The following is a 24,329-nucleotide window of genomic DNA, read 5'->3' on the forward strand; positions in this document are numbered from 1 at the left end:
CCTGCACAAGCTTATTGTCGACGATCACCGGCGACTTACTCTTCTGGTTGGTCGGTCGCATGAGGTTGGTTCAGCGCCTCGACTGTTGCGGCTGCGTCCTTTTGGTCATCGGCATCAAGATCAGGTCCCGACTGCGTATTTTCAGCACTGGGTTCATAACTCAAGACGACCGACAACGGCAGATGATCTGACCCGATTGTTGGCAATGTCTGTAACGAGACAACGCGAAAATCGTCGGAGTGGAACAAGTGATCCAACGGATAACGCCAAATCCACGAATTCGCATTGAACGTCGGATACAGCCCGCGTCCTTTACGCGGATCGAGTAACCCGCTGACCTCTTGAAACAGGTCGGTCGTGCGTGACCAACCAACGTCGTTCATGTCCCCCAGGACGATTGCGCTCTCACCGTCACCAATTTCTCGCCCAACCAGCACCAATTCACCGTCTCGCTTAGTCGTATCCTCCCCCGGCCGCGGGGGATTGGGATGGATCACAAACAATCTGACCGGTTGCCCGGACGGGAGTTGGATCGTGGCATCGATCGAAGGGATCGATTCCTTAACCATGGCTCGAATCTCAGACGAGACGATTTCGAGGTTCGAATACATGGCGAGACCGTATGTGTTTTCCATCGGTTTTTCGACATGAAATTTAAATTTTTCGCGCAGCGACACAATCTCATCGATCCAACGTTGGTTCACTTCACAGAGAACAACGAGATCCGGGGACTGCTCGTCAATCAAACGCAGCAGTGCGGCTGAGTCTTCATTTTCCTGAAGAACGTTTGACATCATGATCCGCAGCCGCACATCCTGGTCTTGCGACTCGGCCCACTCAACTTGATTCGGAGCAACGGGCAGATACGGAAAGATCCAGTACAACTGAATGGCGATACTCGCCACCATCAATCCCGCCGCCGGCTTCGCGTAGGGCTGTTTGTACAGCACCCCCAAGACCAGCAGCCAAACCAAATACGCGACGAGTAGCTGAACGCGCGGGAAGTCGCCAATCCGAACCCACCACCAATCGACTGGCAAAAGCGGAGCGAATGCTGTGACGGCCAATATTGCGGAGATAAACAGGACGAAATACATGAGCTTCCAGTTTCGTTTGTATGCAACCACTCCGTCAGTGGCTTTGCCTTCGTCAATAGACGGCGTCTGATCACCGTGAGGGGACGTTGTCGAAAATGATTTCGGCTTCACCATCTGCAGAACTCTCATTCAGGCAAGATTCGCGAACGGCGGTTTCCATTTTCCCAATTCGGCAAGGTTTCATGGTTGCCATCCTTTCTCAATATCCATCCCGAGAACAAACAGCAACCCCCATGCCAAACTGCGGGATTATGGCCCGACGGTGCCTTACCGCATAGAGTGTGACAAAAATCAATCAGCGCGGTCGACAACTAGACGGAGCAGAGAAGTCCTGGTAAGTACCAATGACACCTAAAAGAAACGGCACTAGAACCAGTTTCAAAACCCGGTTGTGCCTGTTCAGGAATCTATAATACAAGAGATTACGTGACGCGTCAGAGGGTTTTGAAATTACTTGTAGTAATTCATGTGCCCCAGGACCGCAGCGATTAGTCTGGCGTTGGCGATTCTGGTTGGGTCGATTCCACATTGCCGTGGCGTTGTAGATAGGCCGTAACCATCCAACACAAGATCGCCCAGCATGCTCCCAACGTCCAACCCGCTAACACATCACTCGGCCAATGCACGCCGAGGTAAACGCGGCTAATGCCCACGCTGATCGACAGCAGAGCTGCCAGCAGTAGAAAATAAGCTTTGAGCCGTCGCCCGGTATGCACGCGCGCCAACAATGCCCCCAGTGTCAAATAGGTCGTTGCAGCCATCATGGCATGACCGCTGGGAAAGCTGGCTGTGAGGACATGGGAACCATGCGGCACCAGATCCGGGCGTGGACGTGCAAACTGCCACTTTAATAAATAGCTCACAACAAGTCCTCCGACGACAGCAACCAGCACCAGCAGCGCCGCCGAATTGTTCCGCTGCAACAATAAATATCCGACGACGGCCAGAGTAATCAACGTGAGCACGCCAATGCCCCCCAAGGCCGTTATGTCGCGGACAAGTTCCTCGACCCACTGCGGTCCCCAGGGATCGGAGAGATCGCTTGGGTTACGCAATGAAAGCAATATGGCACGGTCGACCTGTTTGGTTTCCCCTTCACGAACCTCTTCGGCAAGCTCGACGAACAGCCAAAGTCCCGCGGTCAAGAGCACAAAACCGACCAACGTCGAAAGCTCGTGACTTCCCAACCAGAACATAAACCGGCGAAATCCGCACGTGAACCTGTCGTACATCGTTTTCAAACCCTTCCCAAACTCCGCCTAAACAAATCGCAATATCGTGACGTAACCAGGCTCGCAGCAATGGACGTTCCGAACAGGTCGTTTCATTGCAAGTTCAGCCACAGGCATCAAACAACCAGAGGGAAACAGCGGCGTTCACAACCTTCAGTCACACCCAAGTTGCATCCGGTCGAGACCACAACAGGCAATTTGCGAGCCAAATCACCGGCAATCGCCACAAAGCGAAATTTTCGCAGCGAATTAGCAGCACTCCACCAACTGGCAGCCTGCCCTTCAACCAGAATGGTCGACGCGCGATCATCGAGTTCGGGAGCCACAGCATGACGATGAGTCAGCAAGCGACTCTTGCGATGTATAGCCGCGCGGGCTGATCGGATTTCCACCAAGACTCCGGCGGGGAGCGGATGACAAGCAGCCCACCCCAAAGAACGCAATAAGCCCATGCAAGACATGGGCTTATGCAAATGAGGGCGCAGGGGCTCGAACCCTGGACCTACGGATTAAAAGTCCGTTGCTCTACCAGCTGAGCTACGCCCTCTGGGGTGATCGAATGCGCTTCGATCGGCGTCTGCTGACGCGATTTGGCGTCGTTTGGCGGGTTTTTTAATAATCCGCCAAACGGGTCGCTAGCTTAGCAATCGAAAGACAATTCTAAAAGGGACCCGACGCCAGAAGTTGGTGGTTTGGGACACGATTTTTTTAACTCTGGTTCGCGTTTTTGATCAGAGGCACGATTCTCAGCCTACGGATAGGCTGATTGGGGCAGAATTTAGATCTGAGGACCCGCATTCAGGATCTCTGAACTGGCTCCAGCGGCGTAATTTTCGAAATTGCGGGCGAACATCGTCGCCAACTTGGCGGCCGTCTCCTTGAAAGCGGTCGGGTCGTCCCAGGTCTTCCAGGGCAAGAGGATTTCGTCCGGCACATTCGGGCAGGTGGTGGGGATTTGAAACCCAAAAACGGGGTCTGCTTCGCACGGAACGTCGGACAACTCGCCGCTGTGGATGGCGTCGATGATGCCACGGGTATAGGCCAGTTGCATCCGCGCCCCGGTCCCGTAGGCTCCCCCGGACCAGCCGGTATTGACCAGCCAGGCGGAACTGCCGTGACGTTGCATCTTTTCGGCCAACAATTCGGCATATTTCGCCGGGTGCCAAACCAAAAAAGCCGCTCCGAAACAAGCTGAAAAGGTGGCTTGCGGCTCGGTGACTCCGACCTCGGTGCCAGCAACTTTGGCGGTGTAGCCGCTGATGAAATGGTACATCGCTTGCTCCGGCGTGAGTTTGCTGACCGGGGGCAAAACACCAAAAGCGTCGCAGGTGAGCAGGATGATGTTGCGAGGATGTCCGCCCACGCAAGGGGTCTTGGCGTTGGGGATAAACTCGATGGGGTAGGAGGTGCGTGTATTTTCCGTAATGGACGAGTCGTGGTAATCGACCTCACGCGTGTGGGGATCCATGACGATGTTTTCCAACACCGCTCCGAAACGGATCGCGGAAAAGATGGCCGGTTCCTTTTCGGCGGACAGGTCGATCGTTTTGGCGTAACAGCCCCCTTCGATATTGAAGACGCCGTTGTCGGACCAACAATGTTCGTCGTCTCCGATCAAGGCTCGGTCGGGATCGGCGGACAGCGTGGTCTTGCCTGTCCCGGACAGCCCGAAGAACAGCGAAACGTCGCCCTCGGATCCTTCGTTGGCGCTACAGTGCATCGAAAGCACGCCGATTTTGGGCATCAGATAGTTCATGACCGTGAAGACGCCCTTTTTCATCTCACCGGCGTACTGCGTGCCCAAGAGCACAAATTCGCGATCCTTGAAACTGAGAGCGACACTCGTCTTGGAGGTCACGCCTTCGATGTCGGGATCGGCGTCGGTGGCGCCGCTGTTATAGATGACGAAATCGGGCTCGCCGAAGTCGGCCAATTGCTCCGCCGTGGGACGGATCAGCATGTTGTGCATAAACAGCGCATGATACGCCTGGCAACAGATCACCCGCACCTTCAACTGATGCTCCGGATCCCAGCCGGCGTAACCATCGAGCACGTAGAGGTATTTGCGCGAGTTCAGATACTCGACTGCCACAGCGCGAAGTTTTGTAAAGCTGTCATGCTGGAGCTTGATGTTGACGTCGCCCCACCAAACATCTTCACTCGTCTCCGCATCCTCGACGACGCGTTTGTCCTTGGGACTGCGACCGGTCTTCTCGCCGGAGAGTGTTGCTAAGGCGCCGGTGGAGTTGATCTGTGCGCCCGCGCGGGTGATCGCTTTTTCATACAATTCAGCGGGGGCCAGGTTTCGATGAATGGTTTCAACAGTGATACCGTACTGATTCAGATCGACGTCCATGACCATGATGATCCTTGTTGACTATGCTGTGTCGGGAGTTTCCAAAGAATGTGTGAACGTATTCCTATTCGTTGATATGGATGCAAGCCGACACATCCGCCGGGCGTCCGCCGATCGTCAGCGGCCCCTGAAGAGATTGTCCCAGTGCTAAGAGGGGACAGTGATTTTCACATAATAGATACAAGGAGAGAGATGTCAAACCCCAACATTTGGGGATTCTGCACAAGCAATAATCAGAAACTGATGTGCGGCAAAACGCGCTAGAACGTCTGGGTCGCGCCCGCTTAATCCGACCATTCGGATTAAGCGGTGCCGGATAGTGTTGGACGGCGAATAGAATCGGGCGAATTCCGACACGGCGTGATTTTTGAGGCTACACTTTGACGCGTACCCCGAGGAGATTCCTTCCCCCAACCCTCTCCTCACCGCCTCCCGCCGCTTTTCGAAAGAACTCGGCGCGTCGGCAATTTCCCACCCCCGGGAGTCAGAGACATGCACCCAGCTCAATCCTCAAAGGCAAAGCCCTCTGCCAACGAACGTCCCTTAATCAGCCGCAGCACGATTGTCATTCTACTCAGCTATCAAGCCGGCATGCTGATTGGGAACGGAATTCCGACGACGCTCTCGGCCATGATGTACTTGGCAGTCACGGTTGGCCTGATTTCCTACTTGGGCATTGCGCTCGTGCGTCAGGAAAGCGTGCGACGGCGCGAGGCGAACAAGCATCGTAAAATCGCTCAGCGAATCGACCGCCGCATTCAAGCCCACATCATCGACCCGCCTGTCCAGTCGCCAAAGGCACCCATCCAACCCAAGCTGCGCGCGGATGCCGATTTCATTCCGGTGGTCAACAATTGGGCCTAAGCCTGGAATTGCGACGGCAATTACGGTCCCCCGAGGGGATATTCTCGCAAGAAGGCGGCGACCATTTCGCCGCGAATACGGGCCATCAACTCAGGCGTCATCAAGCTGCTGTGATTTTTGCCGGGATAGATTTCGACAACGGCATCGCTGCCAAGTTTGCTCAGTGCTTCTTTGAGGAGCACAGTCGCCCCGTCGAGGTAGAACGTATCCTCGTCTCCCATGAAGACGTGAATTTTTCCCGCCAGTTTGGGGCCGAGCGTTTGCCAATTCTGCTCAAGAATTAACCGGATGTCGTACTTCTCCCACGTTTTGGCCACCTCGGTATCGACCGCACCTGTTTCGCGATCCCAGACGGATAGTGGCTTCCCTGCTTTGTCGCGGGGACTGAAGACAGCTTCGAAACTGTGCAGTTGTCCGCCGTAATCCAGCGCCCATTCCATGTCGGCGAAATCCTGATACCACAACACCGGCTGATTATTGAGGCGGGCCAGCGGACGTTTTTGACCGTCCTGATCGACGTACATATTTTCGCCGGCGCGGTACAAGTCGATTTGCTGAAAGTCTCGGAAATCGACCGGGTCCGGAGCAGTGCTCCAGGTGCCGCCGAAAAAGTCGGGATAGGCCACCTGCAACCACAGGCTCGACCAACCTCCTGAGGAATGCCCGGTGAGGAACCGCGCGGCCGGTTGATCAATGGTGCGGAATTCGTCATCAATGTGGGGAATCAATTCATCAGTCAGCGCCTGCCCAACCGGCCCGTTGTTGGCCGAGTCGGCGAAGACGTGGTGTCCGCGTGGGCAGTTGGGATCGAGCATCACGCGCATGAACTCCACCCCTTCCTCGTTCTTCTCCGCGACCGGTTTGCTTCGTCGACCGTGAAAGTGTGTGCCACCGAATCCGGGGATTTGATAGATCACCGGGTAGCGCCGCTGCGGCTCGTCGTAGTAACTGGCCGGCAGAATCACGGCAGCCTTCATTTCGACATCGCGTCCGTAAAAATCGCTGAGCAACGGACTGCGCATGACGACTTCTTTGGACCACTTTGATTCCTTAAATTTCGGGGGCTCGGCCAATTGATCGACGCGCAGATGCAATGTTTTGGCCGGTGCCTTGGCATCGACTCGCACCACGTTGCTGAATCCATTCCCAGCGCCTTGGCCGACTTCGCGCTCATGGGGATTGAACCGCACGACCGCTTGGGCATACAGGCCATCCAGCGAGACTTCGGCAAATGATTTGGGGAATGTCCGCAATTCTTCCAGGTCGCCGGGGGCAATCCTGAGCGGTGTGCCGGGTTGCCAATCTTTGACTTGCGTTGAAAGAAATGGCTCTGGGCGAAACCAGTTGGGACCAAAACGAGGGGCCGGGGTTTCGCGTTTGCTGAAAAACAGGTAGACGCGGCCCGTAAAAGGTTTGTCGTGGATGGCCTTATCGAAACTGACTTCAAACGAAAAATCCGAGGCCGCCGCCGGGGCGGGCCGATCTGAGAGATAAAAGAAAAGCAACCAGGCAAAAAAGAACAGCAGCGTCTTAGCCGACCGTCTAAGGAAACGACGTGAATTCGCCATAAGTTTGCTTTCAGTAGGGGCAGCAGGTGTGCTGATTGTGCGCATGCGGCCGAGAAGGGGCTATGCTTATAGAGCGACAAATATGATCTACCAAATAGTTTATGCCCCACGAAGAAGACTTTCCAGCCCGGTCAGCTCGGGGTGCTATTCGGCGCCTCGGTCGCCTATAATAACGAACCTGGTTGAATCGAACTTGTCTCCAGACTAGCAAATGTCATGCAAAAACCCTCACCCCGGCCGTCTCCCAGAGGGAGAGGGAGTTTGAATTCAGGGTGCGTCGCGACGCACCTTTCTAGGTAGGACACCCGACGCAGATCACGAAAACAGCGAGAACCACTCAACCTGAGTTCAACCTGTAATCGATCTGTGACAAAATAAGAACCCGCGGACGGCGCAACTTGGGAATATCAGCATGGGTAAAAAGAGTAAAAAAAGCAAAAAGAAGAAATCGACCGAAGATCCGAATTTCAAAACGATCGCCCGCAACCGTAAAGCGCGGCATCAGTACGAAATCCTGGACGAAATGGAGTGCGGCATCGTTCTGCAAGGGAGCGAAGTCAAAAGCGCGCGGAGTGGCAAGGTCTCACTGGACGAGGCCTACGGCCGGGTACAGGGGAATGAGGTCTATCTGGTCGGCTGTGATATCGCGGAGTACCCGCAAGCCAACCTCATGAATCACGAGCCGAAGCGGACGCGCAAGCTATTGTTGCATCGCCGGGAGATCAGCAAATTCGCCGAAACGGCTAGTCAAAATGGTCTGACGCTCGTGCCCACAGCGATGTACTTCAAAAAGGGCGTTGCCAAAGTCAAACTGGCCACCGCCCGTGGACGCAAACTGCACGACAAGCGGGATAAGCTCAAAAAGGATACCGCCCAAATGGAAATCCGCCGGGCGATGACCCACCGCCGCTAGGCGGCCCAAGAAATGTGGCTTGGTTGACCATGCCTATCCCCCGAGACCTGCGTTGGAAACACAACTTTGGTGACGCGGAAAGCACGTCTGGCATCACCGTGGTGAAACCGACCAATTCTTTTGGTGGGATCGTAAAAAACCGGGCCGCCACCCGTTGTCAATGACATCCTCCGGCCTAGAAAGCCGTCGAGCGATGGGAGACAAGTGGTTGTGAGACAGCCGCTTGTTTTCAAAAGTCGCTGACATCACCTTCTGCTGAGTGCGCGATTCCGACAGCTGTACGGATTCAGCAAACCAGCCTCTGCGAAGTTTGGAACCGGGGCGAAATCTGGGACCGACGTTCGCGAGTCCACATCACATTTCTTGGAGACCGTTATGCGCACACTGCTATCACTTTCATTCGTCGGGCTGATCTGCACAACTGCCGTCGCTGGTAACTGCCCCAATAGCCGACCGGTTCAACACACCTCACCGCAGCGCGTGGCTTACTACCATCCCGCCCCACCGCCTGCTGCGAGCAAGAAGTCGACACAAGCTGACATTGTTGACACGGCAGTCAAGGCGGGTTCGTTCAAGACGCTGGTCGCCGCCGTCAAAGCGGCTGGACTTGTGGACGCACTCAAGAGCGACGGGCCTTTCACAGTATTCGCTCCCACCGACAAAGCCTTCGCTAACTTGCCCGAAGGGACTGTAGCGAATCTGCTCAAACCCGAGAACAAAAAAACACTGCAAGCGATCCTGAAGTACCATGTGGTGGCCGGTCAGGTGGCTGCGAAGGATGTCGTCAAACTCTCCAAAGCCAAAACGTTACAAGGTGACGATGTGGCAATCGCTGTTGCGGACGGCAAGGTCAAAGTTAATAACGCGAACGTTGTGAAAACCGACATCGTTTGCAGCAACGGGATCATTCACGTCATCGATGCCGTGATTCTGCCTCCGGAGAAGTCTCCGCAAGCATCGAATACGTCAAAAGCCAAAGCGGATGTCGTAGATACCGCTGTCGCTGCAGGTTCGTTTAAAACACTGGTTGCCGCTGTCCAAGCAGCAGGCTTAGTGGAGACGCTCAAAGGGGACGGGCCGTTTACAGTCTTCGCACCGACTGATGAAGCGTTCGCCAAACTCCCGAAGGGGACTGTCGAAGACTTGCTCAAGCCGGAAAACCGCGAGCAGTTGCAGGCGATTTTGACTTATCACGTTGTTCCCGGTCGTGTCATGGCTGCCGACGTTGTGAAGCTGAAGTCGGCCAAGACGGTCAATGGCGAATCGGTTTCGATCGCTGTCGATGATGGGAAGGTTCGCATCGATGAGGCCACAGTGGTCAAAGCCGACATCGAGTGTGGCAATGGTGTGATCCATGTGATCGACGCAGTCATTCTGCCGTAAGGGTTGGGTGGGGCAGAAGTGAATAAGGGCGCCGGCGGCTACTCGCCTCGGCGCCCTTATGTTCGTTATCAACGAGCTATTCCGGCGTTCAATGGGCTGCGTTTTGGTCGCGGACCTGCACTTGCAACGCGCCTAGCATGCGGGTGAGTTGTTCTTCCTTACGATTGATGAAGAACACATTCTCCAGAATGATGGCTCGACTTTCACCGCGGGCCTGCAAGATCAGTCGTCCTGACCGCAGCAGCACATACTCGAAGACGTCGTTGATCTCCTTGTCAATCCGCAAGTTCGGAGCGGAGTAACGTTTCAAGTCGCTGAGAATACCGTGGTGATGCAACAGTTCGTTGGGACGGACTTCCCAGTAGTCGAACTGCACGTTGATCGCTACGGCGATGAAAATAATTCCGATCATCGTGGCAAAGAAGTAGAAAAAGTGGGAATTAGCAAAGGGGTGGAAGAGTTTGAGAAAATCTGTGATGGCCGGGACCAAGTCGGGGTAGGTGCGAAACAACAACACACCGCCGGTGATGATGGCCGCAACAAAGAAGAACAAGGTCAACGACGTGGTGCGGGGGAAGTCGAAACTGAGCACGATCATATTGACCGCCAAGACGCACAGAAACAAAGTCGTAATCACCGCCCCGCTGGGGTCGGCCGGCTCGGCGCCCGAAAAGGTCATGTACAGCCCGCAGAACAAGGCCGCCAAAAACGTTGGATAAAGAAAGACCACTTTCGGATACGAAATCAAAAAGATGCTCTTAGGAATGCCGCTGCCCGCGGCTGGTGCGTCTTGGCTGATTTCCGGTGACGGTGATGTCGCTTCATCTGCCATGAGTATGTGTCCTTCCAATTGTAAGCAGAGGCTATGCAGGATATCCGCGGCAGTAGCCACGGCATTTTCAAACTTTAACCATCTTGCGGCAACGATGCCAGAGTCGACCGAGAATCTTCCGGTCTATGACATCCGCCCTCAGCAGGAACGCAATTTCGGTGCGGTTGGATCATTCGGTTTGACGACGACCGTTCAAAACAACAAGCTTGCCCTAAAACGCATTTGTGAGCTATAATCTGCATTGGTGGTCGAAGGGCTTGCTAGGCAAGTTTCCATTCTCTACCACAGGCTCCTCCTGGATCGCGATTTTGATCGGTGATGGAGTTGGCCCATGATGGGCCGCACGCGTTGGCTCGCTGCTGAGCGCCGCATTGTGGAGCACGTTTGCTCCCGCTGAATTGTTTTGCCGCGATGGCAAATTCGACCAATGGTCACGCCCCCGTCATGCGTTTTCAGCCCCTTGTGTTGGCCCGTCTGTTGCGTCTAACTTCGAGCTGGGCAACTGCGGGAACTGCCGGAATCTTACAGTCGTCGGGGGTGGGGTGAACCAAAGTTGTTGGACTGACCGATCTGGGTTTAAAAAAGGAGCAATCATGGGGCTTTTTGAAAACGTCAAAAACGAGACGGTCAGCCGCTTGGCGTTGCGACCGGTGGTGACTATCAAGACAGGGGCAACGGTCCGCGATGTTGTCCAGCAATTGCGCGCGGCCCAGTTGGGATGCGCCGTCGCTGTCGATGCTTCCGGAAAGCCGCAGGGCATGTTTACCGAAGCGATGCTCCGCGGTCTGCTGGCGCGGGACCCGGCGACGATCAACGATCCCATCGAGTCGCACTTGGCAAAGACCTTTCCCTGGGTAAAAACTAGTGACCCAATCGAAACCGTCTTAGCAGCGATGGAAACAAAAAATATTCGCTTCGTTGTGGTCGTGGATGAAGACGACGCGGTCGTCGGAATCACGGGCCAAAAAGGGCTGATGGAGTATGTCGCGGAACACTTTCCCGGCGAGGTGCTGGTGCAGCGCGTCGGATCCAAAGGCTATCCCGAACAACGAGAGGGGGCTTAGATCATGGCCAACGAAAAACAAAACGAAACGCCCTTCCAAGATCCATTGGAAAACTACGATCCACCGACATTTGACGATCCCATCGAGCAGGCCTTGCATGAGGAAACCGTGATGGCGATCCAGTCGCGGCCCTATGCCTGCGTCCCTATCGACACGACCGTTCAGGAAGTGCTACAAACGTTGGTCGGTGAGGGCATTGCCTGTGTATTGATTGAGAACCAAGGAAAACTGGTGGGGTTGGTCAGTGACCGAGACATACTGGAAAAAGTGGCACTGGAGTACGCCGACGTGAAGGACAAATCGGTGCAAGAAGTGATGACGGCCAGTCCGGTCTATGTCGACGAATCGGATTCGGCCGCATCGGCACTGGCGGTAATGGCGGTTAGCGGTTATCGGCACGTGCCAGTGGTGGACGGGGATGAAAACATCGTCGGCATCGTCAGCCCGCAGCGGGTCACCAAGTTCCTGCGGAAATGCATGGACGACCAATAACACCCAATCGATTTACTGCGTCAGTTGCCAGCGGCCAATTCCTACAATGAAAGACAAATCATGTTTTCTCATGAAATCCACTGCCAATACTACTCCCAAGAAGACCTTTTGGGAGCAGGGTGCCTGGACATTCGCATGGCCATGCAGGCCGCGGAGGAGGCGATCATTGCGTTTGATCAGGGGGACGTGATCTTTCCTGATAAAATCGTGCAGATATTCAACGACGACACCCAGGAGCGAATCAACTGCTTGCCGGCGACGTTCAAAACCCGCAAGATTTGCGGCGTGAAGTGGGTGTCGGTCTTCCCGCCCAACCCGGTCAAACATGGCATTCAAAACCTCTCGGCAGTGATTATTCTCTCGGAAATCGAACACGGATTTCCGATCGCCTTCATGGAAGGGACCCTGTGCTCCAACGTCCGCGTGGGGAGTATGGGTGCCCTGGCTGCTAAACATCTGGCGCGGCAGGATGCGGAAACGATTGGATTCATCGGTGCCGGCGAGCAGGCAAAAATGCATTTGATCGCCATGAAGACCGCCCTGCCCTCGCTGAAACGCTGTTTTGTCGCTGCCAAGCTCCCGAGCGAAGAAGCACAATTTCTGAAAGAGATGTCGCCGATTTTGTCCGACATGGAGATCGTCGCGTGCGACTCCGATCTGCGGCGGGCCGTCGTCGATGCCGATGTGATTGTGACCGCCACCAGCGCACAGGCCCCGCTGCTCAAAGCAGGCTGGATTAAGCCGGGAGCGTTCTATAGCCACGTCGGGGGCTGGGAGGATGAATTCGCCGTGGCCAAACTGTGCGACAAAATTGTCTGCGATGATTGGGAAACCGTCAAACACCGCACACAGACCCTCAGCCGCATTTATCAAGCAGGGGAAATGACCGATGCGGATATCCATGCCGATCTGGTCGACATCTTAATGGGCCGCAAACCGGGACGCGAAAACAACGAAGAGCGGATCTATTTCAACGCGGTCGGATTGGCCTACGTCGACGTCGCCATCGCCGTCGCCATGTACGAGCGAGCCGCAGAAGCGGGTATGGGGCAGGACCTCAAGATCCAACACGAGATGATTTTCGAGCACGCGCATTTGAAGGATTGGGTCCGCGTGTGAAGACGCGCGGGCTTGAGCACAATTCCCCGCGGCGGCTCAGCAGGGGCTTCGGGGCGGGCGCAGTCCGCAAGAAGGTACAATTCTCGGGTACTGAACGATCAATGTCTCGTTGGCGGGGACGGTTGAAATTGCTGTCTCTTGTGCCTGCGGCCCACCGGTCGCCGTGGGCAATCGCTGCCACCCTGTCATTGATGCCAGACTTAAAAAGGTGCGTCGCCCTCACTCGGATTAACCGACGAGCATCGATTGATAGAATTGCTCGAACAGGTACCGACTGTCGTGGGGGCCGGCGGAGGCTTCGGGGTGGTATTGGACGCCGAAGGCGGCGTGTGTTTTGTGGCGGATGCCTGAGACGGTGTCGTCGTTGAGATTCACATGTGTGACTTCGACGTCGTCGGGCATCGTCTTGGCATCCAGCGCGAATCCGTGGTTTTGCGACGTGATTTCTACACAGCCGGACTGTTTGTTCATCACCGGTTGATTCGCGCCGCGATGACCGAACTTCAGTTTGTAAATCTCCATCCCGGTGGCCAGTCCGAGCAATTGCTGCCCCAAGCAAATCCCGAAGATTGGCTTTTTGCCAAGTAATTCCTGGATGGTACGAATCGCATAATCCAGCGGTCGTGGATCACCTGGGCCGTTGGAAAGAAACACGCCATCCGGTTCGAGTGCCAAAACCTCTGCACTGGTGGCTGTGCCCGGAACAACCGTGACGCGACAGTTCAGGTCCGCTAGATGTCGCGGGATGTTCCATTTCATGCCGTAGTCGATAGCGACGACATGTGGTTGCGGTCCGCTTGCTGGTTGTTTTTCGATCGTCGAGGCAACGTTGGCCCAAGGGGAGAGTTTCTCGTCCCAGCTGTATGATTTTTCGGGAATGACTTCGTTGACCAAATCGCGACCGACGAGTCCCGGGCTAGCTTTGGCTTTGGCGACAAGCGAGGCGTCATCCAGATCCGTTGTGGACAACACGCCGGTCATGGCGCCGGCGGTGCGGATATGTTTGACCAAGGCCCGCGTATCGATGCCGGACATGCCAATCACGCCGGCTTCAGCCAGGTAATCTTCCAGCGCAGCGGAAGAGCGGAAATTGCTGCGGCGGCGGCTGAGTTCGCGAACGATGAATCCTGACAGCTTTAATCCGGAGCTTTCGACATCCTCGGGATTGACCCCGTAATTGCCGATCAGCGGATAGGTCATCGTGATGATCTGACCGCGGTAGGAGGGATCGGTGAGGATTTCCTGGTAACCGGTCATACTGGTATTGAAAACGACTTCGCCGGAGATTTCCCCAACGGCACCGAAGTTTTCTCCAGTAAATACGGTCCCATCTTCCAGTGCAAGTTTAGCGGCGGGCATGGGCGGAGTCTGGCTCAGTTCATCATCCGGGCGGGTGTCGCTGACATCGGCATTTCTGCAGGTTTGGCGCGGACACCGGGCGATCTGCCAAACGCTTCCGTTTTAGCAGACCGCCGTGCGGATGAAAAGCGACTCCCACCTTAGAAATAGGCTCGGGGCTTGAGGGGACAGGCTTGAGGACGTTTGCCGTGCTCGTCCAGACCTGCCCCGTGCTGTGTTAGCCTTCGGCGTGCGTGAGGACAAAATCCTCGAAGCGAATTTCACCGTCGCCCGACAGGCCGGCAAAGGCTTCGGACATTAGGCGATAGAAGTGTTGCCGACGGACATGATAGAAATTGTGCTTTCCATCGCGGCGAGCTTCGATCAATCCTGCGACGCGGAGCAGCGCCAAGTGATGGCTGACAGCCGGTTGGCTTTGGCCCAGGCGGTCGCACAACGCGGTGACGTGTAATTCGCCTTGCTGCGTGAGATACAGCAGAATCCGCAATCGCGTTTCGTCAGACAACAACTTGAAGACTTGAACCAAGTCTTTTTCGAGTTGCTCAGGAAGTTGCGGAGCGTCGGTGTCGGAGATCGAATCATCGACAGCGGTTTCGTCGTGGGGGATGACGTTGGAGATCATAATCTCCTCTTAGCTTTCAGACTGTGAGAACATTTAACCAGCGATTCCGGCATGGTTCTCGAGTGAACGGTAAAAACGATGCGACGAGCACCAAAAGTTGGCCCGGAAATGCGCATCACAACGTTGAGCGTACAGACAAGGTGGACGCCCTGAGGGAATCTTTAGGATTGGTGAAAAACGATTAGACTGGCTTTTAAAAAAAGACGTGCCCATGGCGCAGCCCAAGAAAAGGGTGCCGCCACGAAATGCTCAGTACGCGTTTTTCGCCGTTACGATAGAGAAGAATTCTCTCAAGATAGGGTGCTTAAATACGGCGCGACTTCGTACCTCGCTACTCAACTTTAAAGGACTCAAATTAGCTCTTCATCTCGCATTATTACCGTCACATGTGCAAACGTCAATAAGATTCGCCCAATTTTGCATTTGAATGTCCTAGAACGACCTCCTGGCAGATCCCCAGAATTGAGCCGAAACCGTCGCTGCGCGAACTGTTGCGTGTTATGTTAGCGAACTGTACCGATGCCAAACTTATCGCCTAACGGAACACAACTGTGGCGCGGAGGTCGCACACATTAAGGAGACATCAACTTTGAAATACATCCTACTCAGCCTCGTCGTCCTGTCCTGCAGCAGCGGTGTTGTACTCGCCCAAAGCGATGTGCCGAATTGGACCCAGGTCACCGACCATGCGGCTTGGCAGCCGCGTGATTCGCAAGGGGAGGTCGTCTTCAAGGATCAACTCTGGGTCCTCGGAGGCTGGTTCGGTTCCTTTGAAGCGCCGCCCCGCGATGTTTGGAAATCTCCCGACGGAAAAAACTGGACGTTGGTCGACAAGCAGGCACCTTGGAAACATAGCGACTTGCCGATGACGGTGGTGTTTGACGACAAAATGTGGTTGATGGGAGGCTGGTACAACGGACGCCTGCCGGGCCACTCCGCCAGCAACGAAGTTTGGTCGACGAGCGACGGAGTAAAATGGGAACAGGTGACCGACAACGCCGGCTGGTCGCCGCGCCTGGCGGCCGGGCTTGTCGAATTCAAAGGGAAGATGTGGATTCTGGGCGGCTCCGAAAACTATTACTTCGGTGACGAGAAGAGCCTGAAAAACGACGTCTGGTCATCGAGCGACGGCAAGACCTGGGAATTGGCCACGGACAACGCACCCTGGTCGCCGCGTTCGTATCACGCCGCTGTCGTTCATGACGAAAAAATGTGGGTCCTGGGGGGTGGGAACTACGTGCCGGAGTATTCCGCGAACAACGACGTCTGGTGTTCCGAAGATGGCAAGAATTGGACCGAGGTCACGGCAGAAGCGCCCTGGGGGCCGCGACTTTGGTTTTCCGCAGTCACCTATCGCGACCGCATCTGGGTACTGGGCGGGTGGTCCAACAATCCCTCGACTAATCTGGGGGACGTCTGGTATTCGCGCAACGGCCGGGATTGGACGGAATTGAAATCAGAAATGATTTGGAAAGCACGGCACGAACATTCCGCCTACGTGTTTCAGGACAAACTGTGGATTGCGGGAGGACACGCGCGGCCGCTGAATAACGAAGTCTGGTCGTTGGATGTCAGCTCGAAGTGGCTCGACGACCATTGAGAACGTGCGGTCGATTTCGGGCAATCGCCAGACGGCGTGAAAAAAATTTGACTGCGTGAAAAAGTTCGGTACGATGGCGTTCAGGTGTAAGCCTTTGCGTATTGGGGGGCGATGCGCCGGATCAATGCGTTCAGGAGTTCGCCACTCAACATCCCGTCCTTTCATGAGGTGCTCGTCATGATGTCCGTTCGGCTTGCTAACCGTTGCACTTCCAGCTCGGTCAGCGATCGATTTGTCAGCGCCTCGCCGCTTTGCGCTCGCATTCTCTCGGCCTGGCTTTCTCACAGACCGTTGCGCAATTGCCGCTAAACCTATGGTTTACCCTAAATCCGTCGAAGAAAGTTAGACAATTCGCGAACGACAAGAATCTTAGTTCTTGAGATATCAATTTCCGAATCCTTGAAACACCCCTCCTGTAATTTCTTATAGAGGCCGCTCATGACCGCAGCGAATGAAACCCCGGATATTTCCGCGTCGCCGGAGGAAATCCAAGCCGTCGACCAATTGAATGCGCAGTACCAACACATCTGCGGACAAATGGGAGGCGTGATTGTTGGGTTGGAGGATGTGGTCGAGCAAACGATGATCGCGATCCTGTGTCGCAGTCATTGCATTTTGCAGGGCATGCCGGGCTTGGCGAAAACGATGTTGGTCTCGACGCTGTCGTCGCTGTTGCACCTGTCGTTTCGCCGCATTCAATTCACACCCGACCTGATGCCGGCCGACATCACCGGGACTGACGTGCTGGAGGAGGATCACACGACCGGCAAACGGGTGTTTCGATTCATCAAGGGGCCGCTATTTGGCAATATCATTCTAGCCGACGAAATCAACCGCACCCCGCCCAAGACGCAAAGTGCCCTGTTGGAGGCGATGCAGGAACGGCAATTGACCATCGGCGGCGACACCTATCCGCTCCCCGACCCCTTCTTCGTATTGGCCACACAAAATCCCATCGAACAAGAAGGGACCTACACGCTCCCAGAAGCACAGTTGGACCGCTTCATATTTAAGATTCAGTTGGGTTATCCCTCCTTCGAAAACGAAATCGAAATCTGCAAGCGAGCGACGACCGAATACGCCGCCGAGACCCAACCGGTGCTGACTGCCGAGCAATTGATTCAGATGCAAAACGTGGTCCGCAAAGTGCCGGTGGCAGATCATGTTTATAAGTTCGCCGTCACGTTGGCACGGATGACGCGGCCTGAGGAAGGGAAACTTCCGGGCGATCTGCAAGACATGGTGCAATGGGGCGCCGGTCCGCGGGCTAGTATTTTTCTTTTAATGGCAGCCAAAGCGCGGGCGATTCTGCACAAACGCTATCACGCGACCGCCTCGGATGTCGCCCACGTGGCACTGCCAGTCTTGCGGCACCGGATCATTCCCACGTTTAACGCCGAAGCGGCAGGCGTTTCGACCGACGATATCATCCGCAAACTGATCGCCCAGTTGAAACCGCCGCAGGGACGGCAAGAACGTCAAGGAGCCGCTGTGGCGGGGAGATAGTTACGAGAGTGGCCGGTGGCCAGAGTAAAAAGCGACGGTGACCATTTCACCTACAGTCTAAAGCCTACAACCTAAAGCCTATTTCCCTATGTCAACCGCGCCGAACGGTATTGAGCTTTTGGATTCCGAAGCCTTGGGCAAAGTCGGAAACTTGGAATTGTTGTCGACGAACGTTGTCGATGGCGTCTTGTCCGGGTTGCATCGTTCGACGCTTAAAGGGGGGTGTTTCGAATTTGCCGAGCACCGCGCCTATTCCGCTGGCGATGAAATCCGTTTGATCGATTGGCGGGTCTATGCCAAGAGCGATCGCTATTACATTAAGCAGTTCGAAGAAGAGACGAACCTGCAGGCGGTGATGGTGGTCGACGCCAGCGGATCGATGCAATACGGGCACTCGACGGTCTCCAAACTGGACTACGCGCGCATGGCGTGCGCTTGTTTGTCGCGACTGATGTTACGGCAGCGCGACGCGGTTGGGATTGCGTTGATTGATCAAAAGATGCGGCAATACATTCCTCCACGAGCGCACGCCCATCATTTGCAAGCGATTCTCGATGCCCTGCGCAGGAACGAAGCGGGGGGCATGACCTCGTTGGCAAGCAACCTGCAGGAAGTCGCCCGCCGTATCAAACGCCGCGGCCTGATCGTGATTTTCTCCGACTGTTTTGGGGAATTGGAGCCTTTGAAAAAGGCGATCCACCACCTGCGGCTGCGGGGGCATGAGGTGTTGATCTTTCATGTGCTAGCCCCTGAGGAACGGACGTTTCCGTTTGATCGTTTTTCGCAGTTTGAATGTTTCGAAGAAGACGGCCTGCGAATCGATCTCGATCCCCCCTCGGTACGGAAAGCCTATTTGGAGCGGATGCGGGTCTACTTAGAGGACCTGCAAGAAAGCTGCGCGCGGCTGGCGTGCGATTACGTGCCGCTTTCGACGGAAGATAATCTGGGAGACACATTGGCGTATTACCTCAACCGCCGCGCCGCCCGGATCAAGAAATGATTTCCCTAATTTTTTGTGTGAGGCTAGCTAAGTGACACTTTGAGTACCGTTGGTTTTGCCTGTGCGAAATCAAATGTTGGCACTCCCTGCAAAACACTGGCGGAGCCAGTGGCACCCAGTGGCACCCAGTGGCACCCAGTGAGATGCGTCAGTGGGTTTTGAAACGACTTGAAAGACGAATATGAGTTTTCTGAGTGGCATATTTCTGTGGGCGTTGCCGTTGGTCGCGGTTCCGTTGTTGATCCATCTGTTCAATCGCCGCCGCCGCGAAGTCGTGCAGTGGGGCGCCATGCAGTTTTTGTCCGACAGCCTTACTAAAAAACGGCGGATCATGCGGGTCGATGATTTGATCCTGATGGTGTTGCGGGCGCTGGCGATCTTGATGATCGTGGCAGCCCTGGCCCAACCGATGGTGCAGTCGCAATGGTTCGGCAGCGCAGCGGGGCGGGATGTGGTGATTGTCATCGACACGTCGCTCTCAATGTCGCGAGAACTCGACCAGGGGACAGTGTTCGACCGGGCGATTGAACGGGCAAATAATCTGTTGGCCGAGCTGGGCGAAGGAGATTCGGTGCGGGTGTTGCTTGCCGGAAATCGTCCGCGCTGGCTGACTTCCTCCGCCGCGGTGGTTGATTCCGGGACAACCGACCAACTCAGGCATGCACTCTCGGAATTGGAGCCGACGTTAGCCACGGCCGATCTGTTTTCAGCCGTTCAAATGGCGGCTGATGCTGTGCCGGCAAGCAGTGCGACATCACGCACCATCGCGGTCTTGACCGACGGCAGTCGGCATGGTTGGCAAAGCGACGCAACCGCTGCCTGGACCGGCGTGGAACGACTCATCGAGCAAACCGCGATTCCCACAGTGGTGAATGTGTTGGAATTGGCGAACGTTGATACCGAATGGACGAACCTCTCGGTGGACCAGTTACAAACGTCGCGTAAGTTGGTCGGGGTCGATGACGAATTCACCGTACGGGCGGTGCTCACCAATCGTGGTCCGCAACCGACTGCGGCGATGTTATTGAAGTGGGAGTCCGACGGCGAACCTCTGGGCGTCTCCTCCATTGACCCGCTCGAGTCAGGGCAATCGGTCACGATTCCTTTTCAACACGAAATCGAAGAGGCCGGCGTCAGTTCGATTCAATGTCGCATCGACGGCAGCGACAACTTGAACGCCGACAACGTGGGGTCACTGGTCGTTGAGGCGGTCGAGCGGGTGCCGTTGTTGATTTTGCGACCAGAGGACGACGAGATCAACGGCCGTAGCGAATCGAGTTATTTGCTGGCGGCTCTGGGACAAGTGCAATCAATTGACGATGACGAACAGCAGGCGATTTCCGTCTTTCAACCAACCGTCGCCCGGTTCGACGAATTGGACACGCTGACATTGAGCGATTATTACGCGGTCGTACTGGCCGATGTCCCCAAGCTTTCCGAAGAGACCACCGAACAGTTGTCAGACTATGTGCGTAGCGGCGGTGGATTGTGGATTGCGCTCGGCGAGCAAGCTGATGCGGAGACCTACAATACGTTGCTGCATCAAGAGGGCCAAGGCATCGCGCCGTTACTGCTAGAAGAGCCGACAGGCGATGCGAACGATCGCGACAAATTCGACTTGGTCCATCCTCCCGAAGCCGAGCATGTGGCTACGGAATTGTTAGGCGATACCCAGCGATTGGATGTCGACGAAGTCAAAATCTATCGTCGCCACCAATTCCGTAATCCGGGATCCGATAGCGGGATCTCGGTGTTATTGCGTTCCGACCGTGGAGCGATTTTGGCGGCGGAAAAATACTCAGGCGCGGGGCGTGTGATCGCCCAGTGCATGCCGGTTGGGTTGAGTTGGAGCAATCTGCCGTTGTGCCAAGTCTATGTGCCGATGGTGCACGAATGGCTGTGGTATCTTTCCGAACCGGCAGTCGCCAAACGCAATCTGCAGCCGGGCGAACCGCTCCTGTTTTCTCAGGACGTGGGACAAAAGGAATCGAAGGCGTTATTGCAGCCGCCAGTCGGTGAGCCAATCGAGTTATTACCGGAATTGACCGACCGCCATGAAGTTTTCGAATATCACCGAGCCTTTTTGCCGGGCAACTATCTGCTGACGGTCAATCCCGGCGCGAATTCCGAAGTCCAGGTGCCGTTTCATGTTCAACGAGATGCCGCTGAATCGGATTTGACGCCGCTGGACGAACCGCAGCACGCACTCTTAGCCCAAGCGGGCGGACTGCGATTTACGGAGGAGTTATTGTCGGTACCGGCGGGGCAGACTGTGGAAATCCGCCGCGAGCCGATTTGGAGTCTGTTGTTGACGGCGTTTTTACTGTTCATCGTTGTGGAGATGTTGATTTCCGCTTGGTCGACCAACCGGCGGTACGCATACCGTGCGGCGCCGACCGTGTGATAGAGACATAACCCGCAGCACGTCGGCAGACACGTTCACGATTTCTCTCAAGTTCAAAAAACATAATGACAGCGCCGCAAACCGAAACGATTGAAAAATTTGCCTTCGAAGGCCCGATAACCGTCACACAAGCGGTGCTGTTGGCGGCTGTCTTGGCGGCGCTGTTTGGTTGGACAATATGGCGTGAAGGACGATTGACGCGGCGATGGTTGATCCCCCTGTTTTGGGTGTTGCGGGCGGCGATGTTGGGAGTCGTGTTGTGGATGTTGTTGGGGCCGACGCACGTGACAATCAAACAACATTCCACCCCCCGCACAATCGCCATCTTTGCCGACAATAGCGGCAGTATGGAAGTTGTGGATGCTCCGCGCGCCTTGGAGGATTGGCGGTGGGCCTTGGCCCGCCGCAAGAGCGCTGCTTTGCATCCGCTACAAGCGTGTGATCGGGCGCGGATCTCCGCCGTGGCCGCCGAACAACATTTTCGCAGTGCCACCGACGCTCTTGACCGAGGCGTCCAAGACAATTCCCTCGGTCGTGCGGTCGCTGCGTCCCATCGCTGTGCTCTGCGGCTGCAAGAATACCTGGAGACGGTCAAAGATCTTCCCGCCAGCTCTCGATTTACCGCAATCGTTCAGGATCAACTGAAAGACATCGGCGTGCTGATCCCCGAATTGGGCACGCTTTCGGAGGAGCTGCAATCGTCGCCCTTAGTGCCACAGGACGGCACGGCGAAGATGTATGCCATGCTGCCGCGACTAGAACGGGTCACGCGCGGTGTGGAGCGTTTATCGGTTATGGCCGATCAGGAGGGAGACGCGTTTTTTAATTCGCAATCCAATACCCCGCTACAAAGTGAATTGGCCTACAGTCGCCGTGACAAAGTCATGCAGCTGTTGAACTCGGCCGAAGAGACTTGGCTGAAAGAACTCTCCGAATCGGTACGGATTCGGCGGTATCTGCTATCCGACGCGGCCAATGCGGTCGCCGACGCAACTTGGGAGATTCCTGAAGATCCCGCAACCGCTGAAGCGAACGACGATCCGGCGCAACGGATTACCAATCTCACCGCCGGTTTGGAGCAATTGAGCCGCGATGCCGCTGGCGAGGATGTTGCGGCGGCACTGATCTTTTCCGACGGACGGCACAACGCCGTGGAAGGCCGGACTCCCCGCGACGTCGCAGCAGGTTTGGGAAAACTGCCGGTGCATGTTGTTCCCCTGGGCATGGCCGATATGTTACGGGACGTCATCGTGCACCATGTCGACGCGCCGCCGGCAGTCGCTAAGGACGACCTGATCTCCATCGAGGCCATCGTCACCACGTATAAGTGCGAAGGCGAAACGCTGGATATTGAACTGCTGCACCAGGATCGTGTCATCGATCAGCAACAAATCACCGTCTCTTCCGACCGGGCGGACCACCGCGTCTTGTTTTCAAAAGTCGCAGATGAATATGGGCGGCATGCTTTTCAGTTGCGTGTGAAACCACTTGTCGACGAAACCAACAACGACAACAACTACGCTGCCTTCGAGGTGGAGACGATTGAGGATTCGATCCGCGTCTTATTGGCCGACAATCTGCCGCGCTGGGAATTTCGTTATCTGTCGAACCTGTTCACCCGCGACAAAAGTCTCGAATATGAACAATTGCTGTTTGCACCAGAGATTGCCGGGACCGGGCGGCTACAGCGGTTGCCAGAATTTCCTCGCAAAGTGGAGGAGTGGAGCTACTACCGGATGGTGATTCTGGGGGATGTCACTCCCCGCCAACTCGACCAGGATAGCCAAGAGGCGCTGCGCGAATATGTGACTCGCCAAGGTGGGACGCTGGTCATCATCGCCGGGCAGGAAGCAATGCCGCACGCCTTTCGGGGAGACCCCTTGGAAGAATTGATTCCCGTCGAGGAGTCGTCGGAGATTGCGGATCGCAAAAACGGTTTCCACCTGCAATTGACGGCCGAAGGCAAATTGGCCGACGCTCTGCAAATTGGCGAAGATGCTTTTAGCGGGGACCGCATTTGGCAAGAGATGTCGCACTCACTTCCGGTCTATTCCATGTCGGACTACAGCCAGCCCAAGCCGACCAGTCATACTTTGATTCGCGCCGTAGCGGCGAGCGGGACGGAAAGTGGGGACTCGGGACGGGCCTTTTTATGTTGGCAAATGGTAGGCCGCGGACGGGTGGTTTATTTGTCGGCGCCGACGACCTATCAACTACGGATTCGCAATGGCGATCGATACCACCACCAATTTTGGGGGCAACTCATTCGCTGGGCGATCGCTCGCGACCTGTCGACAGGTTCCAAAACGGTCCGCATTCAGACCGACAAATCGACCTACAACACCGGCGAGGGTGTTGAAGCGATTGTGCAATTGCGAACTCTGAATGGCGCGCCGTTCACCGGAGCACAGCTTGAGGCACGCGCACAACAAAATGGCAAAGTCGCAGCATCTGTGTCGCTGACCGAGGACACGAACATCCCTGGCCGCTACACAGGACGCTTTGACGGGTTGGCTGTCGGTTCTTATGCCGTGGCTGTCACCGGCGGTGAAGTCGAGGAGCTGTTGAGATCCGAAAAAGCCGAAGGCCCGATTGAGACACCGATTTCGATTGATCCCACATTGTCCATGGAAATGGGAGACACCCGCTCCAATCGCCCCTTGTTGGCACAAATCGCCGAATTGACCGGCGGGCAAGTGGTCCCACCAACCGCGGTCAGCGAAGTGTTGCAAACAATCAATCTCTCGCCGCACGTGACCGAAGAGACGTCGCGACAGGCGATGTGGGATAGTTGGTTCTGTATTTGGGTGATCTTTATTTGCTTGGCCGTGGAATGGACAATTCGCAAAATGACCGGCTTGGCCTAACCTGACGTTCACGTTGTCCCGGCCTTAACTTGTTGTAGTTTCTGTCAGAAA

Annotated in this window: 19 protein-coding genes and 1 tRNA gene; 11 read left to right on the forward strand and 9 right to left on the reverse strand. The window is 55.5% G+C overall.

Annotated elements, in window-relative coordinates:
- Positions 1–35: 35 nt before the first annotated feature.
- The 5 genes from Mal52_RS23155 to pckA all read right to left on the reverse strand — a co-directional run bounded on the left by Mal52_RS23155 (position 36) and on the right by pckA (position 4,691).
- Positions 36–1,097: an endonuclease/exonuclease/phosphatase family protein gene (locus Mal52_RS23155; protein ID WP_145378893.1), complete on the reverse strand. Its 1,062-nt coding sequence runs from the start codon at positions 1,095–1,097 to the stop codon at positions 36–38.
- Between the two features lie 488 nt (positions 1,098–1,585).
- Entirely contained in the window at positions 1,586–2,329 is a 744-nt protein-coding gene (locus Mal52_RS23160; protein ID WP_145378894.1) for a phosphatase PAP2 family protein, read from the reverse strand.
- 116 nt (positions 2,330–2,445) lie between these two features.
- Positions 2,446–2,721 (reverse strand): hypothetical protein, encoded by a 276-nt coding sequence (locus Mal52_RS23165; protein WP_145378895.1) that lies wholly within the window; start codon positions 2,719–2,721, stop codon positions 2,446–2,448.
- An 82-nt stretch (positions 2,722–2,803) separates the two neighbouring features.
- Positions 2,804–2,876: transfer RNA gene (locus Mal52_RS23170), tRNA-Lys, on the reverse strand.
- Positions 2,877–3,107: 231 nt separating this feature from the next.
- Positions 3,108–4,691 carry a phosphoenolpyruvate carboxykinase (ATP) gene (gene pckA / locus Mal52_RS23175; RefSeq protein WP_145378896.1) on the reverse strand — a complete coding sequence of 528 codons (1,584 nt, stop codon included), beginning with the start codon at positions 4,689–4,691 and terminating at the stop codon, positions 3,108–3,110.
- 486 nt (positions 4,692–5,177) lie between these two features.
- Here pckA and Mal52_RS23180 point away from each other — a divergent pair, with 486 nt between their 5' ends.
- Positions 5,178–5,549, forward strand: coding sequence for a hypothetical protein (locus tag Mal52_RS23180; protein ID WP_145378897.1), 372 nt, complete (start codon positions 5,178–5,180; stop codon positions 5,547–5,549).
- 20 nt (positions 5,550–5,569) lie between these two features.
- Here Mal52_RS23180 and Mal52_RS23185 read toward each other — a convergent pair whose 3' ends face one another.
- A complete protein-coding gene (locus Mal52_RS23185) occupies positions 5,570–7,117 on the reverse strand; it encodes an alpha/beta hydrolase-fold protein (RefSeq protein WP_197534413.1) in 1,548 nt (515 codons plus the stop codon).
- 412 nt (positions 7,118–7,529) lie between these two features.
- On the opposite strand from Mal52_RS23185, the gene smpB reads away from it, so the two are divergent.
- Both smpB and Mal52_RS23195 read left to right on the forward strand, forming a co-directional pair.
- A complete protein-coding gene (smpB, locus tag Mal52_RS23190; protein ID WP_145378899.1) occupies positions 7,530–8,030 on the forward strand; it encodes an SsrA-binding protein SmpB in 501 nt (166 codons plus the stop codon).
- 375 nt (positions 8,031–8,405) lie between these two features.
- A complete protein-coding gene (locus tag Mal52_RS23195) occupies positions 8,406–9,413 on the forward strand; it encodes a fasciclin domain-containing protein (protein WP_145378900.1) in 1,008 nt (335 codons plus the stop codon).
- Between the two features lie 88 nt (positions 9,414–9,501).
- Here the strand turns inward: Mal52_RS23195 and Mal52_RS23200 are convergent, their stop codons facing one another.
- Positions 9,502–10,245 (reverse strand): hypothetical protein, encoded by a 744-nt coding sequence (locus Mal52_RS23200; protein WP_231961955.1) that lies wholly within the window; start codon positions 10,243–10,245, stop codon positions 9,502–9,504.
- A 593-nt stretch (positions 10,246–10,838) separates the two neighbouring features.
- Here Mal52_RS23200 and Mal52_RS23205 point away from each other — a divergent pair.
- From Mal52_RS23205 to Mal52_RS23215, 3 genes are read left to right on the forward strand one after another with little or no spacing between them, the layout of a single operon-like run.
- On the forward strand, positions 10,839–11,309 hold the full coding sequence (locus tag Mal52_RS23205) for a CBS domain-containing protein (protein ID WP_145378901.1): 471 nt from the start codon (positions 10,839–10,841) through the stop codon (positions 11,307–11,309).
- A gap of 3 nt (positions 11,310–11,312) precedes the next feature.
- The gene (locus tag Mal52_RS23210; protein ID WP_145378902.1) at positions 11,313–11,801 is read left to right on the forward strand and encodes a CBS domain-containing protein; all 489 of its coding nucleotides are present in this window, start codon (positions 11,313–11,315) and stop codon (positions 11,799–11,801) included.
- Between the two features lie 60 nt (positions 11,802–11,861).
- Positions 11,862–12,920, forward strand: a complete 1,059-nt coding sequence (locus Mal52_RS23215) for an ornithine cyclodeaminase family protein (protein WP_145378903.1) — start codon at positions 11,862–11,864, stop codon at positions 12,918–12,920.
- A 228-nt stretch (positions 12,921–13,148) separates the two neighbouring features.
- On the opposite strand, the gene carA is transcribed toward Mal52_RS23215, so the two are convergent.
- Positions 13,149–14,279, reverse strand: a complete 1,131-nt coding sequence (carA, locus tag Mal52_RS23220) for a glutamine-hydrolyzing carbamoyl-phosphate synthase small subunit (RefSeq protein ID WP_145378904.1) — start codon at positions 14,277–14,279, stop codon at positions 13,149–13,151.
- 217 nt (positions 14,280–14,496) lie between these two features.
- Positions 14,497–14,901: an ArsR/SmtB family transcription factor gene (locus tag Mal52_RS23225; RefSeq protein WP_145378905.1), complete on the reverse strand. Its 405-nt coding sequence runs from the start codon at positions 14,899–14,901 to the stop codon at positions 14,497–14,499.
- 589 nt (positions 14,902–15,490) lie between these two features.
- Here Mal52_RS23225 and Mal52_RS23230 point away from each other — a divergent pair.
- The 5 genes from Mal52_RS23230 to Mal52_RS23250 all read left to right on the forward strand — a co-directional run bounded on the left by Mal52_RS23230 (position 15,491) and on the right by Mal52_RS23250 (position 24,278).
- The gene (locus Mal52_RS23230) at positions 15,491–16,501 is read left to right on the forward strand and encodes a Kelch repeat-containing protein (protein WP_145378906.1); all 1,011 of its coding nucleotides are present in this window, start codon (positions 15,491–15,493) and stop codon (positions 16,499–16,501) included.
- 438 nt (positions 16,502–16,939) lie between these two features.
- Complete coding sequence (locus tag Mal52_RS23235) at positions 16,940–18,007, forward strand: AAA family ATPase (protein WP_145378907.1); 1,068 nt, start codon at positions 16,940–16,942, stop codon at positions 18,005–18,007.
- Between the two features lie 88 nt (positions 18,008–18,095).
- On the forward strand, positions 18,096–19,007 hold the full coding sequence (locus Mal52_RS23240; RefSeq protein ID WP_145378908.1) for a DUF58 domain-containing protein: 912 nt from the start codon (positions 18,096–18,098) through the stop codon (positions 19,005–19,007).
- Positions 19,008–19,188: 181 nt separating this feature from the next.
- Positions 19,189–21,411 (forward strand): BatA domain-containing protein, encoded by a 2,223-nt coding sequence (locus Mal52_RS23245; RefSeq protein ID WP_145378909.1) that lies wholly within the window; start codon positions 19,189–19,191, stop codon positions 21,409–21,411.
- 65 nt (positions 21,412–21,476) lie between these two features.
- A complete protein-coding gene (locus tag Mal52_RS23250) occupies positions 21,477–24,278 on the forward strand; it encodes a hypothetical protein (RefSeq protein WP_145378910.1) in 2,802 nt (933 codons plus the stop codon).
- Positions 24,279–24,329: the final 51 nt, after the last annotated feature.

Source organism: Symmachiella dynata (assembly GCF_007747995.1).
In the GTDB taxonomy this organism is placed as follows: domain Bacteria; phylum Planctomycetota; class Planctomycetia; order Planctomycetales; family Planctomycetaceae; genus Symmachiella; species Symmachiella dynata.

Coding starts and splice junctions, on each gene's coding strand:
- Mal52_RS23155 (WP_145378893.1), bottom strand. CDS start 1,097: ATGTATTTCGTCCTGTTTATCTCCGCAATATTGGCCGTCACAGCATTC.
- Mal52_RS23160 (WP_145378894.1), bottom strand. CDS start 2,329: ATGTACGACAGGTTCACGTGCGGATTTCGCCGGTTTATGTTCTGGTTG.
- pckA (WP_145378896.1), bottom strand. CDS start 4,691: ATGGTCATGGACGTCGATCTGAATCAGTACGGTATCACTGTTGAAACC.
- Mal52_RS23180 (WP_145378897.1), top strand. CDS start 5,178: ATGCACCCAGCTCAATCCTCAAAGGCAAAGCCCTCTGCCAACGAACGT.
- Mal52_RS23185 (WP_197534413.1), bottom strand. CDS start 7,117: ATGGCGAATTCACGTCGTTTCCTTAGACGGTCGGCTAAGACGCTGCTG.
- smpB (WP_145378899.1), top strand. CDS start 7,530: ATGGGTAAAAAGAGTAAAAAAAGCAAAAAGAAGAAATCGACCGAAGAT.
- Mal52_RS23195 (WP_145378900.1), top strand. CDS start 8,406: ATGCGCACACTGCTATCACTTTCATTCGTCGGGCTGATCTGCACAACT.
- Mal52_RS23200 (WP_231961955.1), bottom strand. CDS start 10,245: ATGGCAGATGAAGCGACATCACCGTCACCGGAAATCAGCCAAGACGCA.
- Mal52_RS23205 (WP_145378901.1), top strand. CDS start 10,839: ATGGGGCTTTTTGAAAACGTCAAAAACGAGACGGTCAGCCGCTTGGCG.
- Mal52_RS23210 (WP_145378902.1), top strand. CDS start 11,313: ATGGCCAACGAAAAACAAAACGAAACGCCCTTCCAAGATCCATTGGAA.
- Mal52_RS23215 (WP_145378903.1), top strand. CDS start 11,862: ATGTTTTCTCATGAAATCCACTGCCAATACTACTCCCAAGAAGACCTT.
- carA (WP_145378904.1), bottom strand. CDS start 14,279: ATGCCCGCCGCTAAACTTGCACTGGAAGATGGGACCGTATTTACTGGA.
- Mal52_RS23225 (WP_145378905.1), bottom strand. CDS start 14,901: ATGATCTCCAACGTCATCCCCCACGACGAAACCGCTGTCGATGATTCG.
- Mal52_RS23235 (WP_145378907.1), top strand. CDS start 16,940: ATGACCGCAGCGAATGAAACCCCGGATATTTCCGCGTCGCCGGAGGAA.
- Mal52_RS23240 (WP_145378908.1), top strand. CDS start 18,096: ATGTCAACCGCGCCGAACGGTATTGAGCTTTTGGATTCCGAAGCCTTG.
- Mal52_RS23245 (WP_145378909.1), top strand. CDS start 19,189: ATGAGTTTTCTGAGTGGCATATTTCTGTGGGCGTTGCCGTTGGTCGCG.
- Mal52_RS23250 (WP_145378910.1), top strand. CDS start 21,477: ATGACAGCGCCGCAAACCGAAACGATTGAAAAATTTGCCTTCGAAGGC.